Origin of the sequence: uncultured Campylobacter sp. (assembly GCF_937997535.1) — a bacterium.
Classification (GTDB): Bacteria; Campylobacterota; Campylobacteria; order Campylobacterales; family Campylobacteraceae; genus Campylobacter_B.
In genome coordinates, this window is the sequence record NZ_CALKTT010000006.1 from 16,783 (window position 1) to 31,110 (window position 14,328).

Annotated in this window: 16 protein-coding genes and 1 pseudogene; 16 read left to right on the forward strand and 1 reads right to left on the reverse strand. The window is 49.9% G+C overall.

Going from position 1 to position 14,328, the window contains the following annotated elements; all coding sequences use genetic code 11:
* The first annotated feature begins 20 nt into the window (after nucleotides 1–20).
* The 16 genes from dnaG to Q0117_RS01200 all read left to right on the forward strand — a co-directional run bounded on the left by dnaG (nucleotide 21) and on the right by Q0117_RS01200 (nucleotide 13,942).
* Nucleotides 21–2,180: a DNA primase gene (gene dnaG, locus Q0117_RS01125; protein WP_297921365.1), complete on the forward strand. Its 2,160-nt coding sequence runs from the start codon at nucleotides 21–23 to the stop codon at nucleotides 2,178–2,180.
* Between the two features lie 9 nt (nucleotides 2,181–2,189).
* Nucleotides 2,190–3,173, forward strand: a complete 984-nt coding sequence (locus Q0117_RS01130; RefSeq protein WP_297921368.1) for an argininosuccinate synthase domain-containing protein — start codon at nucleotides 2,190–2,192, stop codon at nucleotides 3,171–3,173.
* A gap of 26 nt (nucleotides 3,174–3,199) precedes the next feature.
* Nucleotides 3,200–3,370 carry a hypothetical protein gene (locus Q0117_RS01135; protein ID WP_297921370.1) on the forward strand — a complete coding sequence of 57 codons (171 nt, stop codon included), beginning with the start codon at nucleotides 3,200–3,202 and terminating at the stop codon, nucleotides 3,368–3,370.
* Nucleotides 3,371–3,569: 199 nt separating this feature from the next.
* Nucleotides 3,570–3,776: a hypothetical protein gene (locus Q0117_RS01140; RefSeq protein ID WP_297921373.1), complete on the forward strand. Its 207-nt coding sequence runs from the start codon at nucleotides 3,570–3,572 to the stop codon at nucleotides 3,774–3,776.
* A gap of 101 nt (nucleotides 3,777–3,877) precedes the next feature.
* The gene (locus tag Q0117_RS01145) at nucleotides 3,878–4,885 is read left to right on the forward strand and encodes an AI-2E family transporter (protein ID WP_297921376.1); all 1,008 of its coding nucleotides are present in this window, start codon (nucleotides 3,878–3,880) and stop codon (nucleotides 4,883–4,885) included.
* A gap of 102 nt (nucleotides 4,886–4,987) precedes the next feature.
* Complete coding sequence (locus tag Q0117_RS01150) at nucleotides 4,988–5,347, forward strand: nitrous oxide-stimulated promoter family protein (RefSeq protein WP_297881245.1); 360 nt, start codon at nucleotides 4,988–4,990, stop codon at nucleotides 5,345–5,347.
* A 253-nt stretch (nucleotides 5,348–5,600) separates the two neighbouring features.
* The gene (locus Q0117_RS01155; RefSeq protein WP_297921379.1) at nucleotides 5,601–6,377 is read left to right on the forward strand and encodes a hypothetical protein; all 777 of its coding nucleotides are present in this window, start codon (nucleotides 5,601–5,603) and stop codon (nucleotides 6,375–6,377) included.
* Nucleotides 6,378–6,428: 51 nt separating this feature from the next.
* A complete protein-coding gene (locus Q0117_RS01160; protein ID WP_297921382.1) occupies nucleotides 6,429–6,974 on the forward strand; it encodes a molybdenum cofactor guanylyltransferase in 546 nt (181 codons plus the stop codon).
* Complete coding sequence (locus tag Q0117_RS01165) at nucleotides 6,964–8,103, forward strand: phospholipase A (RefSeq protein WP_297921385.1); 1,140 nt, start codon at nucleotides 6,964–6,966, stop codon at nucleotides 8,101–8,103. Before Q0117_RS01160 ends, Q0117_RS01165 begins: the two co-directional genes overlap by 11 nt.
* Nucleotides 8,104–8,256: 153 nt before the next feature.
* On the forward strand, nucleotides 8,257–9,183 hold the full coding sequence (locus Q0117_RS01170) for a branched-chain amino acid transaminase (protein WP_297921388.1): 927 nt from the start codon (nucleotides 8,257–8,259) through the stop codon (nucleotides 9,181–9,183).
* A gap of 8 nt (nucleotides 9,184–9,191) precedes the next feature.
* Nucleotides 9,192–10,271: an SPFH domain-containing protein gene (locus tag Q0117_RS01175; RefSeq protein WP_297921391.1), complete on the forward strand. Its 1,080-nt coding sequence runs from the start codon at nucleotides 9,192–9,194 to the stop codon at nucleotides 10,269–10,271.
* A gap of 297 nt (nucleotides 10,272–10,568) precedes the next feature.
* A complete protein-coding gene (hisI, locus tag Q0117_RS01180; protein WP_297921394.1) occupies nucleotides 10,569–11,441 on the forward strand; it encodes a phosphoribosyl-AMP cyclohydrolase in 873 nt (290 codons plus the stop codon).
* Between the two features lie 242 nt (nucleotides 11,442–11,683).
* On the forward strand, nucleotides 11,684–12,574 hold the full coding sequence (locus Q0117_RS01185; protein WP_297921397.1) for an NTF2 fold immunity protein: 891 nt from the start codon (nucleotides 11,684–11,686) through the stop codon (nucleotides 12,572–12,574).
* Nucleotides 12,575–12,576: 2 nt separating this feature from the next.
* Nucleotides 12,577–12,702, forward strand: a complete 126-nt coding sequence (locus Q0117_RS01190) for a hypothetical protein (protein WP_297921400.1) — start codon at nucleotides 12,577–12,579, stop codon at nucleotides 12,700–12,702.
* A gap of 210 nt (nucleotides 12,703–12,912) precedes the next feature.
* The gene (locus Q0117_RS01195) at nucleotides 12,913–13,281 is read left to right on the forward strand and encodes a hypothetical protein (RefSeq protein ID WP_297921403.1); all 369 of its coding nucleotides are present in this window, start codon (nucleotides 12,913–12,915) and stop codon (nucleotides 13,279–13,281) included.
* 133 nt (nucleotides 13,282–13,414) lie between these two features.
* Entirely contained in the window at nucleotides 13,415–13,942 is a 528-nt protein-coding gene (locus Q0117_RS01200; RefSeq protein ID WP_297921405.1) for a hypothetical protein, read from the forward strand.
* Nucleotides 13,943–14,224: 282 nt separating this feature from the next.
* Here Q0117_RS01200 and Q0117_RS10610 read toward each other — a convergent pair.
* A pseudogene (locus tag Q0117_RS10610) lies at nucleotides 14,225–14,328 on the reverse strand (VOC family protein); the annotation flags it as partial.

A 14,328-nucleotide genomic window follows, 5' to 3' on the forward strand; every position in this document is an offset into this window, starting at 1 on the left:
GTGCGGGTATAATTTCGCTTATGATTAAAAACGAAAGCATAGAAAATCTGCTGGCCACCGTAGATATCGTAGACGTCGTAGAAAAATATGTCCCGCTTAAGCGCAGCGGCGCAAATTTCGTGGGCGTCTGCCCCTTCCACGACGATTCGCACCCGAGCATGAGCGTGAGCTCCAAGCTTGGAATTTTTCACTGTTTTTCGTGCAAAGCGGGCGGTAACGCGATTAAATTTATCCAAGATTACGAAAAGATAAGCTTCCCAGAAGCGGTCGAAAAGCTTGCGGGGATGTATAATTTCGCGCTGCAATACACCGGCGCCAAAGTCCAGGAGCGCAGCGAAGAGAAGAAGGTGCTCGGGATTTTAAACGCCTACTACCAAAGCTGCCTTTATCAAAATCCTGCCGCCGTGAAATACCTGCACGATCGCGGCCTAAGCGATCAGAGCATTCGCAAATTCGGCCTTGGATACGCAGGAGCTAGCGCGCAGACGATCAGGGTTTTGCAAAACGAAGAAATTCCGCCGCAAGACGCGCTAAATGCGGGCGCGGTGAAGCAAAACGAGCGCGGGCTTTATGCTAGCTTCATCGAGCGCATCACCTTTCCGATCTACAACCACGCAAGCAAGCTCGTGGGCTTCGGCGGCCGCACGATAAGTGACAACCCTGCCAAATACGTCAATTCTCCGCAGTGCGCGCTGTTTGATAAATCTAAAATTTTCTACGCATTCGACCTTGCGAAAAAAAGCGCGATCGCTAAAAAAACCCTCATCATCACCGAGGGCTACATGGACGTCATCATGCTGCACCAAGCGGGCATCGACAACGCCGTAGCAGTGCTCGGCACGGCGCTGACGCCCGCTCATCTGCCGCTTATAAAGCGCGCGGAGCTTAACGTCGTGCTTAGCTTCGACGGCGACGCTGCGGGCATCAATGCGGCGATGAAATCGGCGCGGCTTTTGTGCCTGAACAAGATCGACTCAAGCGTCGCTATAATCGGCGGCGGTGCCGATCCTGCGGATATGATAGTCGCGGGCAAGGTGCGCGAGCTAGAGCAAATTTATGCTAGCGGCATGGAGAGCGGGGAGTTTCTGATCCGAAGAATCGCTAAAAAATACGACCTCGCCCGCCCCGTGCAAAAAGAGGCTGCGCTAAATGAGATCAAAGAATTTACCGCAGCGCTCGGCCCCGTGCTCGCCGAGTCCTATCAGAGCCTGGTCGCGCAAATTTTAAACGTCTCGCCGGGTTCGTTTAATTTAGCAAGCGGCGGTAAAAATTTCGGCGCGGGCTTTGAGGGGCGAAATTTTAACGAGGGCGGGAATTTCGGCTCTCGTGATTTCGGTTCTTACGAAGGGCGCGGCGCAGACGGTAGGGGCGGTGTGAGCGGGAGCTTAAACGGCGGAAATTTTGTTCGCGAGCAAAACACGGCGCGCTACGAGAGCTCTGCGCCGCTTGCCGCTTCGGCTAGGGGCGGGCGGACGCTACTGCGCCGCAAGGAGATCGCGGAGCTTCAGATCATAAAATCGATGTTGCTTGATAGCGAGATGGCGGAGCTTGGGCTCGGCTGCTTGGAGCAGCGCGATTTTCGCATGCACGGCGATATTTTCGAGGCGTTTTTGGCTTTCGCTCGCAGCGGCGAGAATTTTAAAAATTTCATCGGGGGCGAGGGCGGCAATGCGGATAGTAATGCCGGCGAAAATTTCATCGCAGGCGGCGCGGGAGAAAATTTTATCCGTAGCGAGAGCGCAAATTTAAAAAGCGGTGAGAGCTCTAGCGAGCAAAATTTTAGCGGGCAGGGCTCTACGGGCGCCGTAAATTTAAAAGATTCCGCGCAGCAGGGTGCAAACGGCGGCGAGAAGCAAGAGGATGCAAATAACGGCGAGAGACGGAGCTTAAGCATCGGCGCAAATCAAGGCGAGATGGAAGCCGCCGCTCAAAATGTCCAAAGAACTCAAAGTATCCAAAATGTTCAAAACGCCGAAAGCGAAGCCCTTGAAAATCTGCGTGCGCTTGCGCTGGACGATGAAATTTTGCCGATCGGCGGTGCGGCGCTCTTTAACGACGCATGCAAAATTTTACGCCGCAACGCCCTGCAAGAGCTAATGCAAAAGCTCAAAAACTCCGACGCGCCCGACAAGATCGAGCGGATCTTGGAGTATCAAAAAAAGATCAATCAACTCAAGTAAAGGAACGAAATGAAGGCATTGGCGCTCTTTAGCGGCGGGCTTGATTCCATGCTCGCGGTCAAACTCATCGTCTCGCAAGGCATCGAGGTGCTCGCGCTGAATATGGATATCGGATTTAGCGGCAAGGACGATAAGAGCGAGATCATGCGCCGCAGAGCCGCAGCCGCGGGGGCAGATTTTAAAAGCATCGATATCAGAAGCGAATATCTGCGGCAGGTGCTTTTCGAGCCCAAATACGGCTACGGCAAGTACTTCAACCCCTGCATCGACTGCCACGGATATATGTTTAAGACCGCGCTTACGATGCTGCAAAGCGAAGGGGCGAGCTTCATCATCACTGGCGAGGTGCTCGGGCAGCGCCCGATGAGCCAGCGCGCCCAGGCTCTGGCTCAAGTACAAGGGCTTAGCGGTGATGAGGAGGGGCTGATCCTGCGTCCGCTGTGCGCGAAGCTGCTGCCGCCTACGACGCCCGAGATCAGGGGCTGGGTTGATCGCGACGCTCTGCTTGATATCAGCGGGCGCGGGCGGGCTAGGCAGATGCAGCTGGCGGCGGAGTTTGGCTTTGAGGATTACGAAACGCCCGCGGGAGGCTGTCTGCTGACCGTGCAGAGCTTCAGCGAGCGGATCAAGGATGCGGTAAAATTTGAAAAGATCGAAACGCCCGCGGACGCTGAAATTTTAAAATTCGGACGCCATCTGCGCCTGCCAGGCGGCGCCAAGCTCATAATCGGGCGAGATGAGAGCGACAACAAAAAGCTTGCCGCCGTGCAAAATCCAAAATTTAGCGAGATAAAATTTAAAGATGACGTCGTGGGCGCGCTAAGCCTGCTAAGCAGAGGCGCGAGCGAAGCGGATAGAGAGCTTGCGGCGAGGCTGGCGCTAACATACGCCAAAACGGACGCCGCGCGCAGCTACGCCCTGCTCATAGACGGCAGCGAGCTGAGCGCAAGCCCCTTTGAGGGCAAGGATGCTGCGCGCGGGTATTTTGTGTGATAGGACTATAAGGATTCGAATGTAATATGAAGCTTGAACGTTTTCCTGGTATAAACATTATAGTTGAAGAAAAACGTGTTATTTTCGAATTAAAAATTAAAAACCAAAAATCTGTATATATGTGCCACCCATTTACAAATAACACTGGAGGTATTGCGTTTGTTGATAGCATAAAATTCTTTAGAATTATGGCGTAATAGTAAAATTGATGTAGATAAAGAAATAAGCAATAAAAGGGAAGATGGTTGGCGAAACGATTACAAATATAGTTGGGAAGAAGAGGGCTTTAAACAGGGTCTTGGTAATACTGTGCCATTGGCTAGAGTTTGTTGTTATTCTGATGAGTATTATGTACCAATAAAAGTAAGATGTATTCCGTTTTTTAAAAAGAATTATGTGAAAGAAAAAAAATACGCTTGTTCATTTTCTGACGGAATAACACGTACTATTTGGCTGCTTTCTAATGGAGCAAAATCATTTCCAGTACATTTAAGCTCCTCCGATGAGACAAAAATATTGGCAAAATTTGCAGGTATTACAGAAAATTCTTATTATATAAAGACAGAAATTCAAAGTGAACTGAATTTATGGGATAAGAAATGATATATAAAATTTTAGTCATAAATTTATGGAATTTTAGTTAAAATCCTTTCATCAAAATTTCGCGTAAAAGCTCTGCGAAAATGTCAAATTTAGGAGAATCCTTGAAGCTTCAAATGTCCTTGATGTCGGTTGCTTGCGTCGTAATCATCCTGGCTGGTCTTAAAGCCGCGCAGGCTATCGTCGTGCCATTTTTGTTAGCTATTTTCATCACGGTGCTTGTATCGCCACTGGTGCTTTACGTCCAAAAGATCCGCGTCGGGCGTGTTTTTAGCTTCCTCATCATCACTTTTGCTTTCGTAGCGATTATAGTGTTTTTCGGCGCAGTCATCTTTGATGCGATCAAGGAATTTTCAGCGCGCCTGCCCGAGCTTCAAGCAAAATTTGAAGAGGTGCTAGGAGGCGTGAGCGCAAAGCTCTCTCGATTCGGCATAGAGCTTAACGCCGCAAGCCTGGGCATCGATCCGAGCGAAGCCGCCGCACAGCTATCTGCGCTACTGCGCAAAACAGGCTCGATAGTCTCGACGGGATTTTTCATTTTTATAATGGTTTCATTTATGGTCTTTGAAAGCTCCGTGATCGACGAAAAAATCCGCTATTTTTCGCAAAGTAGCCGCGCTACGCATACTTTCGTGAAGAAATTTGCCTCCAGCCTCAAAAAATATCTGCTAATCAAAACTATCGCTTCAGCTTGCACCGGCGCGCTCATCGGACTCGGGCTGTGGACGCTTGGCGTCCCATATGCTGCGCTATGGGGGATTTTAGCTTTCGTGCTAAATTTCATCCCCACCATTGGCTCGATCGTAGCGGTCTTTCCGACGCTTTTCGTGACGCTAGCTACGATGGATATAAGCTCTAGCATCTGGACTATCGCAATCTATTTAGTAGTAAACGTAGCGATCGGAAATATCATCGAGCCACGATTTTTAGGGCAAGGGCTTGGGCTTTCAACGATCAGCGTGCTTGCAGGACTACTACTGTGGGGCTTCGTGCTTGGTATCGGCGGGCTATTTTTGGCCGTGCCGCTTACGATGAGCTTGCAAATCGCGCTTGCCTCAAATGACAAAACACGCTTCATCGCGACTCTATTAAGCAACAAGGTCGAAAGATAAAGCGAAATTCCGCGAAATTTTAAAATTCAATAAATTCTAGCTTGAGCGCGCTCAAGAGTATTTTTGTCTCTTTTAGATAAAATCCGCCCAAAAGGATCAAATATGACGAGCGAAAAATTTATTTACGAAGTAAATACGGTGACGAAATTTATCCAAATTTACTGCGATGGCAAGCATGCGGATGCGCCTAAAAAAGACGGTGCCGTGCTTCATGACTACAAAGACGATAAGGGGCTTGTGCAAACGCACTTTCATCTCTGTAGCGACTGCGAGCGAATGCTACGCTATGCTTACGCGCGCCTGCGTGCCTGCCCGCATACCGAAAAGCCACGCTGTCACCACTGCCCGCATCCATGCTACGAGCGTGAAATGTGGGTAAATATGGCTAAGATGATGAAATATAGCGGCATGAAGCTTGGGCTTACGAAGATCAAAAAGCTTTTTTCGTTTAAAAAAAGCTAACTTGCGCTGGCAATTTAGTTAAAGTTTGCGGGTAAAATTTATATCTGCAAACCCGCTTCATCTCTACACAAAAAAGTATAAAAAAGCGGCGTGAGAACAAGCACAAAAAGATATAAAAATCAATCAAAATACTAAATTTTAGCGCGTAAAATTCTGCCTCGCAAACGCAAATCCTCCGCAATCCTTGATAATAAATAATTAAATTTGAGTTTATAGTTTTAAGTTAGAATTGTGCCCAATCAAAGGAGAAAATATGAAGGTCATTACCATCGCGGTCGTTAACGGCAGGGTCGTAAACGAAAAGGAATTAATCGCGTCTATCGCCGATTATGACGATTTTACCGCGGTTGCCGAACAACTCCGCAAAGGGCTGAAATCGAGATATTTTACATCTAGAGAGCATGCGAGAATCTATAAAAAAATCAGTGTCGAGACGGGCTTTAGGCGCGTGCGATTCGACTACAAACCTTATAAAGATAAAATTTCAAACCTTATCGCCGAGGGCTACACCGTCAAGGCGATCCTAAAAAAGATCGGCGAGGAGGATGAAGCGTTCAAAAACGCCGTTACTGCGCCCGGGCTTACGCACTTCATCTCCGTGACGTTCAAAGATGAAAAAACAAGACTTCGCGCAACTGCCAAAAAAAGCGAGGACTTCTTATACGCATATCGCTTCGAAATCAAGAAAATGCACTTCCAAGGCATTAGCAATAAAGAAATTTTAAAGTATATGAAATCTCACTACGAAAAAGATTTCGCAAAAGTAAGCGAGCGCGATCTTGCCGCTTTTATCGAGGCAAATGCAGTGCTGGATACCGACCGCAAACTCTCGCTGTATAAAAAGCCGAGCCTTTACGATCCGCATTTTAGCGAGATTATGAAGCTTTACGCAAGCGGTATGCGAGTCTATGATATCTGGAAGACGCTTAAAGCCAAATACCCCGAGCTAGCCAAGCTTCAGGCGCCGAGCCTTTATCAGTTCATCGCAAACAACGCCCTTGGCAAAGCCAAATATATGCAAAAAGACTGATATGCCCGCGCTTTTTGTAAATTTTACTTTCAAATTTAAAATTTCGCCGCGATGAAAACCTGCGTCATTCTCTGTGGCGGCAAAAGCTCGCGTTTCGGCAGCGACAAAACGCTGTTTCCATTTCGCGGGCATCCCAGCATGACGCACTTTCTTTTCTCGCGCTTAAGAGGCGAGTTTGAGCGGGTTTTCGCCTGCGCCAAAAGCTCTAAATTTAACCCGCCGCTTCCTATGATCTACGACGAATTTGAGGAATTTTCGCCGATGGGCGCGCTGTATTCGGCGCTAAAGCCCTTTAGCGGCGAGCGCATTTTTATCATCCCCGCCGATATGCCATTTGTAGAAATTTCCACCATTCGCGCTCTTAGCGAGCAGGAGGGGCAAATTTGCGTGGCGGGCGACAAAGCGCATAGGCACAGCCTATGCGGATTTTTTGACGCAGCTCTTGCGCCGCGCGCGCTTGAGCTCTACCGCGCGAAAGAGCATAAGATCGGCGCGCTCATCGGATCTGCAAATTCCAAAGTGTTAAATTTCAAAAACAAAGAGCAGTTTTTAAATATAAATTATCAAAACGATTTAAAGGGCGTAGATGAAATTTAAAGCTTTAGCATTCGCGTTTTGCGCCATGGGCCTAGCCGCACAAGATCTCTCCGAACTATACGCAAAGGCTAGCGAATATGAGGCCAAGGGCGATTACAAAAACGCGATGATCTATTACAAAAAGATCGCCGCGGCAACTCTAGCGGAAAGCGGCGAAAAGTCGCGACGAAATTCAGCAAAAAATTCTACCTCGTCCGCAGAAAACCGCGCTGCGCACGATGATACCGCCGTTTTAAGCTTTGCGCCGCGGCAAAACTCTGTCGCACAAAATTCCGCCGCGCCGAAACCTGTCGCGCCAAATTCCACTTCGTCAAATTTCGCAGACGCAAACTCGGCCGCATCAGACTCTGCGTCAAATTTAGCATCATCAAATTCCGCCTCGCTTTCGCAAAATTCCACTGCGTCAAATTCCGCGCCGCAAGGCGATCAAAATGGTCGAAATTTTGGATTTTTGGGGCTTAAATATTATGAGCCGATCTATATGCTCTTTACTCACGATTTTAGCAAAAAACCCGATCGCAAGGCGGATGAGCTGCATTTTGAGTTTAGCTTCGAGCGCCCGATTGCCTACGACGCGCTGGGACTTGGAGAGAAAATTTCATTCGCTTACGCGCAAAATTCCTGGTGGCAGATCACGCAGGATAGCGCCCCTTTCCGCGAGAGCAACTATCGTCCCGAGCTATACGTTAGCGCGCCGGTGCCGTTTGCGGACGAGCTAAAGATAGGCGCCATGCACGAATCAAACGGCAAGGGCGGCGAGGAATCGCGCTCGTGGAATAGGCTCTACGCGCAAAGCACGTGGAGTGCGGACGGATTTTCGATCACCCCCAGAGCCTGGTATGCGTTTTGGTTGGACCGCACGAACGAGGACATCGCGGATTATATGGGCTACGGCGATCTGCGCGCGTCATACACCTTCGGCAAGCAGCGACTTAGCGCTCTGTGGCGAAACAACCTACATTTTGACGGCAGCAACCGCGGCGCGATCGAGCTAAACTACAGCTTTCCGATCTTTAATAGCGGATTTTACGGCTATCTGCGCTACTTTAACGGCTATGGCGAGAGCCTCGCGGATTACAAACGCAGCGTCAATAAGATCGGCATCGGGCTTTCATTCGTGGAATTTTAATGCCATCTGCACAGAGTTGCGGGCCAAATTTAAACTCACGACTCGTTGCGCGTCTTAAAATAGCACCAAATTTCAACCGCTTTTAAATTTCTTAGAAATTAATATTGTTTTAGCTAAAATCGCAGATTAAATTTTAAACAAAAGGATCAAAAAATGGCACAAATTCAAGAGGCCGAACTCATCTGGAAAGACGGCAAACTAATCCCATGGGCGGAGGCTACTACTCACGTTTTGACGCACTCTTTGCACTACGGAAACGCCGTATTTGAGGGCGTACGCGCTTATAAGACCGACAAAGGCTACGCGATTTTTCGCCTGGACGAGCACACTCGCAGACTTGAAATTTCGGCAAAACTCTGCCTGATCAAGCTTCCGTTTAGCTTCGAGCAGCTTCGTCAGGCCCAGATCGACGTCGTCGCAAAAAACCGCTTCGATCATACCGTTTATATCCGCCCGCTAGCGTACTTCGGCTACGGCTCGATGGGCGTTTCGTCTACGAACTGCCCGGTAAATGTCATCGTCGCAGCGTGGCAATGGGGCGCGTATATGGGCGAAGAGGCGCTACGCAAAGGGATCAAAGCCAAAATTTCATCGTGGATGAAGCCGGCGCAATTTTCGATGATGGCAAAAGCCAAGGCGAGCGCGAATTATTTCAACTCGCAGATGGCAAATTTTGAGGCGGTCGATGCGGGATACGATGAGGCGATACTGCTCGATCCGCAAGGTTTCGTCGCGGAGGGGCCGGGCGAGTGCCTATTTATCGTAAAAGATGGGCTCATCATCACTCCGCCGAACGATACCAGCTTAGAGAGCATCACTCAAAACTCAGTCATCGAAATCGCGCGCAGCCTGGGCTACGAAGTCCGCAGAGAGCGTATCGCTCGCGATCAGCTCTATGCCGCGGACGAGGCGTTTTTTACGGGTACCGCCGCGGAGGTCACGCCGATTAGCAACATCGACGGCAGGATCATCGGCAAGGGCGAGATGGGCGAGATCACGAGCCGCTTGCAAAAGGCATATTTCGCGGTAGTCACGGGCAAAGACCCCAAATTTGAGCACTGGCTCACATACGTTAAATAAGGACGCGCATGCCAGCGGATTTGAATGATTATTTTAATAAGAAAAACAGCGACAAAAAAGGCGGGAATTTAAATTTTAAAATTCCTAATTTTGGAGGGATAGGCAAGTTTAGCGGCGTGCTTTACGTGATAATCGCGCTAATCGCGCTGCTCGTGATTGCAAAGCCCTTCGTCACGATCCAATCGGGCGAAGTGGGGATCAAGTCAAATTTAGGTAAATACGATCCGACGCCTCTTGGCGCGGGACTTCACTTTTTCGTGCCGTTCATACAGGACGTATTCGTCGTAGATACTCGCACGCGTATCATCAACTACACCAGCAGCGAAGATATGAGCGCGGGTATCGCTACTAAAAGCGGCACCGCGGGCGGTATCATCAGCAAAAACTCGCTCTCGGTGCTAGACTCGCGAAATTTGCCCGTCAGCATCGACATCACCGTGCAATACAGGCTCAATGAAGCCACGGCGCCCAACACGATCGCCGAGTGGGGCTTTTTGTGGGAGGATAAGATCATCGATCCGCGCGTAAAGGACGTCGTGCGTAGCGTCATCGGCAACTATGCCGCCGAGGAGCTGCCTACCAAACGCGACAAGATCGCTAAAGCGATCGACGACGGCATCCGCAAAAATATCGAATCGCTGCCGAATTCGCCAGTGGATCTGCTAGCCGTGCAGCTTCGCGAGATTATTCTGCCCGCAAAGGTAAAGGAGCAGATCGAGCGCGTGCAGATCGCCAAACAGGAGGCTGAGCGCACCAAATACGAGGTCGAGCGCGCAAATCAAGAGGCGCTTAAAAGGGCTGCTCTTGCCAAAGGTAACGCAGACGCCGTCAAAATCGAGGCTCAAGGTCGTGCCGATGCCGCCAAGATCGAAGCCGACGCGCAAGCCTACGCTAACAAAGAGATCGCAAAGAGCTTGGACGCAAATCTTTTAAGCCTCAAGCAGATCGAGACGCAGGCTAAATTTAACGAGGCGTTGCGCGAAAACGGCGACGCAAAAATTTTCCTAACGCCGGGCGGCGCGGTGCCTAATATCTGGGTCGATACGAAAGACAAGGCAAAGCAAAGCGCCATCGAGCGGGAACATTAAAATTTCAGGCGGGTTATACGCCCCGATTTCGCGAACTAAATTTAATAGCAAGCTGCTTTGGGCACATAAATTTAACTTGCGATTTTGCGAGTTAAGCTTAGCGGCAAGCGTGAAAGCTTGTGATAAACAGAGCTCGCGCCCGTAGCGGCTTAAACCTGGCGACCGATTAAAATTTAGCCGCCAGGCTTGCTCTTTAAATTTACGAGAGCTCAGCGCTTCGTAAATTTCAATAACTCAAATTCCGCGTGTGGCGGCAAAATTTAAAGCGTGCGCGACTTCGCAAACTAAGGATCAAAGATGAAGGTAGATTGGCAAAAACTCGGCGGGCTGCTCCCCGCGATCGTGCAGGATGCGGGTGACGGCACGGTTTTGATGCTCGCGTATATGAACGAAGAGGCATTAAATTTAACTCTGAGCACCGGCTACGCGCACTACTTCTCGCGCAGCAAGGGGCGCATCTGGAAAAAGGGCGAGAGCAGCGGACACGTTCAGCTTGTGCAAGAGGCGTTTTTGGACTGCGACAACGATACATTGCTACTTAAAGTCGAGCAATGCGGCGGATTCGCCTGCCACACGGGCTCGCGAAGCTGTTTTTTCAAAGAGATTTCGCTGCAAAAATGCAGCGAAAATGTGGGGACTCCGAGCGCTTGCGATGCAAAAAATTCCGCAATGCAAAATTTTACGGCGGTAAATTCCACTCTCACAAATTCCGCCGCAGAGCGTAGCGAGCAAAATTTAGACGCCGTCTCGCAAAATTCTACGCTCAAAAACTCCGCAGAAAAAAGCCCGTACGGCATTTTGGACAAAATTTATCACGTCTGCTTGGATCGCAAGCTAAACGGCGAGTCCGCGCTATCCTATGTCGCCTCGCTCTACGCGAGGGGCGAAAACGCCTATCTCAAAAAGATCGCCGAAGAAGCGTGCGAGTTCGCGCTGGCGTGCAAGGACCTCTCGCGTAGCGAGCTTTACGCAGACATCGCGCGCGAGGGCTTTGGAGAGCACAGAGCGGACGAGCCACGATACGACGTGATTTACGAGGGAGCGGATCTTTTATTTCACCTTCTGCTCGCGCTTGCGGCGCACAATATCCACCCGGACGCCCTACTTGACGAGCTAGCGCGCAGGCAAGGACAAAGCGGCATCGAAGAAAAGCGTCGCCGCGAAAAATGATGCGTAAAATTTAATCGTGAAGACGTCTTTTCCGCTCGCCCGCTTTGCGCGGCGAGCTAAATTTAAAAAGTGTTGCCGAAATTCTGTGCCGAATTTCAACGACGAAAGTATATTTCAACCGCGCTATTGCCGCAAAATTTAATCGCACGACGCGAGATAAAATTCGCGCTATAAATTTCAGCGCCTTGCGTAAATCGTAAAATTTCACTAAAATTTTAAAATCAAATTTTAAAGGATAGCTGATGAGGCAGATCACGATGCAGGAAGCTTTGGACGCGGTTAGCGAGCGCTACTGCAAAGGCCATCACTACGAAAACGTAGCACTCACCGATGAGATGGTGCGCCGCATCTGCGAGGTAAAAAGCCTCGTAAATATGGGCTTTATAGCTACGGCGATTACGGATGCGGCGCTGCAGCATCTAGCCACGCTACCGAAGCTTGCGTATCTGTTTCTGCAAGATAGCGATAAGATAAGCGGCGAGGGCTTTAGATACTTTGCGGAACACGCTAAGCTCGAACACATCGGTATCGAAAACGTCAGCATCACGGATGAGGGGCTAAAAGCGATCGTGCAAATCCCGAGGCTAAAATCGCTGCGCCTGATCAATTCGCACGCGAGCTTTGCGGGGCTGCTAGCCGCGGCGGATACGAAAATCCAGTTTTATCTAGACGGCGGGCGCTTTAGCAAGGAACAAATTGCGGAGTTTGAGCAGGCGCAAAGAGACGTCGCAAAGAGCAAAAAGAAGCTTGATCCAGATGACCTGGCGGCGGCGCGCGATGCGCTGCTCGCGTTTTTCGCGGCGATGAGCGAATGGGAAAAATTCGCTACATCGCGAATTGATGACGCGGATGACGGCGAGGTGCAGCGCAGATGCGAGGAGCTATTTGCGCGCTACTGCACGCCCGTTAGGCGCAGCGGCTTCCGCCCCGAGGGCATTTCGTTTTCGATGATGGAGGGCGGCACCTACGGCGGGTACGAGCTAACGGACGCCGAATGCGAGAGCAAAAATAAAATTTACATCTACGCCAAGGATGAACACGGCTTTGCGCGCCGCTTCCTGCTCGTGTGTAAGGACGGGCGCTGGCTCGTAGATAAATGCCAAGGTATGGACGGCAAAAACCGCGGGCTGTAAATTTGAGCGCGAAATGGGGTTTAAATTTCATCTGCGGCACGATCGCAAGGATAAAATTTTATCCTTACTGCGGGCACTGTGATAAAATTTCATCGGCGCTACAAAACAAAAACAAAGAGGGCAAATGAGCGGTAAAATTTCTGCGTACGACGCGCACGGCGATTAAAGAAAGGTGCGAATGAAAAGGCAAATTTTCTCCGAGCTGGGCGGCTTCGTGATAAAGGGTCCTCGCGCTGCTCGCGCACTATCTGGATAAGCACGGGCTTGCAAGCGACGACGTTCTTGCCTATTTCACGCAGACCGAACACGGCGACGCGGTCACAAGAGAGGGGGTCGCGGTGCCGATATCGGGCGTCCGCAGCGATTATTACGATTTTGCGGTTACCGTGGGCGAGGCGAGTGAGGAGATATTCGCACAAGACGAAGCAAAAATCATCTCTCGCGGCTGGGTCTTTCACTCCTCGGGCACGCTAAAAATCGCAGGCATCGGCTATTTTAAAGATATGAGCTGCATTAGCGAGCAAAACAGCCTGAGTTTTCGCGTAAAGCGCGGTCGGTACCGCTTGGAAATTTTAAGCGGATACCGAGGCGCAAATTTTAGCGGTGCGCCCGCTCCCCTCGGCGATACGCCCGTTTTTCATTTGCGGCTTACGCCTTCCGCTGAGCCCAAATTTAGCGGTGATTTGGAAACGTCATTTTATTTTTAGCAGAATTTGTAAAATTTCGCGTAAAATTTCTCTTTTTATGCGCGGCGGGCAGGCAAAATTTTATAAATTTAGCCGCATTTAACCGCTGCGCCGAGCAAAATGCTATAATCGGCGCCAAATTACGGGAGGCGAGATGGTTTTTGACGAACTTATAGACGCGCTGGCGCAAAACGGCTGGCAGATACGGCGCAGAAATGAAATTTGCCCGCCGCAAAGCGAATTTTTAGGCGGCAGATTTAAAAATTTAAGCGAAGATTTTTACCACTTTGTTTGCTCTTTTGAAATTTTGAGCGACGCTGCGGACGCCGTTTGGTTCGTATCCGCTAGAGATTATGCGTCGCCAAACGCGGACGAAGCGGAATTTTGCTACGAAGATTTTGAAAAAGACAGCCTGGAGTGCGCGGCTAACGATGCGGAAAGAGCCGCCGTGAGCGCGTTTTGGAGTGGGTGCTTGCCGTTTTTGTTTTCAGTCAGGGGCGAGCGCTGCTTCGCGGACACCCTCACGCAGGGCGCAGACGCGGGCAAGATCGTATTCGGCGCGGAACCGATATATGAGGATGCCCTGGTCATCGCGCAAAACTTCGAGGAGCTTATCGCTATTTTCCTTGCCGCGCTCACGGACAAAAGTGCCGCAAAATATCCACTTTCTTGCTTTGTGTAGCGGCATGCGATGCGAGCAAAGCGGTACCGCGAGCGCGAGTAAAACAGCGCGACAGGGGTGCGAGTAAATTTTAGCCTCGCGCAAAATCTGTGCCGCAGATCATATAGAAAAGTAAAATTTCGCTTGATGTTTAGAGAAAAGCACGAAAAAACAGTGCCGCAAATTATACGAGCCACAAGAAACCCGTCCGATGATTTGCAATAAAATTTTGAGTTTAAATTTTACGCGCTTAGGCCAAAGGCTTCAGCGCCTCCGAACAGGCCTCAGCCGCAAAATTTTGATCTAAAATTTGAGCAGCCCATCCTCGTCAAATTTAAAACCGGGCCCCAAACCACCTCCCAGTAGTATCCGTCCGGATCGGCAAAATACGCGTGATATCCGCCCCA

Excerpts from the sequence above, each read along its gene's own strand:
- Q0117_RS01175 (WP_297921391.1), top strand. The coding sequence starts at position 9,192 with ATGCCAGCGGATTTGAATGATTATTTTAATAAGAAAAACAGCGACAAA.
- Q0117_RS01185 (WP_297921397.1), top strand. The coding sequence starts at position 11,684 with ATGAGGCAGATCACGATGCAGGAAGCTTTGGACGCGGTTAGCGAGCGC.
- Q0117_RS01135 (WP_297921370.1), top strand. The coding sequence starts at position 3,200 with ATGAAGCTTGAACGTTTTCCTGGTATAAACATTATAGTTGAAGAAAAA.
- Q0117_RS01170 (WP_297921388.1), top strand. The coding sequence starts at position 8,257 with ATGGCACAAATTCAAGAGGCCGAACTCATCTGGAAAGACGGCAAACTA.
- Q0117_RS01130 (WP_297921368.1), top strand. The coding sequence starts at position 2,190 with ATGAAGGCATTGGCGCTCTTTAGCGGCGGGCTTGATTCCATGCTCGCG.
- Q0117_RS01155 (WP_297921379.1), top strand. The coding sequence starts at position 5,601 with ATGAAGGTCATTACCATCGCGGTCGTTAACGGCAGGGTCGTAAACGAA.
- hisI (WP_297921394.1), top strand. The coding sequence starts at position 10,569 with ATGAAGGTAGATTGGCAAAAACTCGGCGGGCTGCTCCCCGCGATCGTG.
- Q0117_RS01200 (WP_297921405.1), top strand. The coding sequence starts at position 13,415 with ATGGTTTTTGACGAACTTATAGACGCGCTGGCGCAAAACGGCTGGCAG.
- Q0117_RS01150 (WP_297881245.1), top strand. The coding sequence starts at position 4,988 with ATGACGAGCGAAAAATTTATTTACGAAGTAAATACGGTGACGAAATTT.
- Q0117_RS01160 (WP_297921382.1), top strand. The coding sequence starts at position 6,429 with ATGAAAACCTGCGTCATTCTCTGTGGCGGCAAAAGCTCGCGTTTCGGC.
- dnaG (WP_297921365.1), top strand. The coding sequence starts at position 21 with ATGATTAAAAACGAAAGCATAGAAAATCTGCTGGCCACCGTAGATATC.
- Q0117_RS01165 (WP_297921385.1), top strand. The coding sequence starts at position 6,964 with ATGAAATTTAAAGCTTTAGCATTCGCGTTTTGCGCCATGGGCCTAGCC.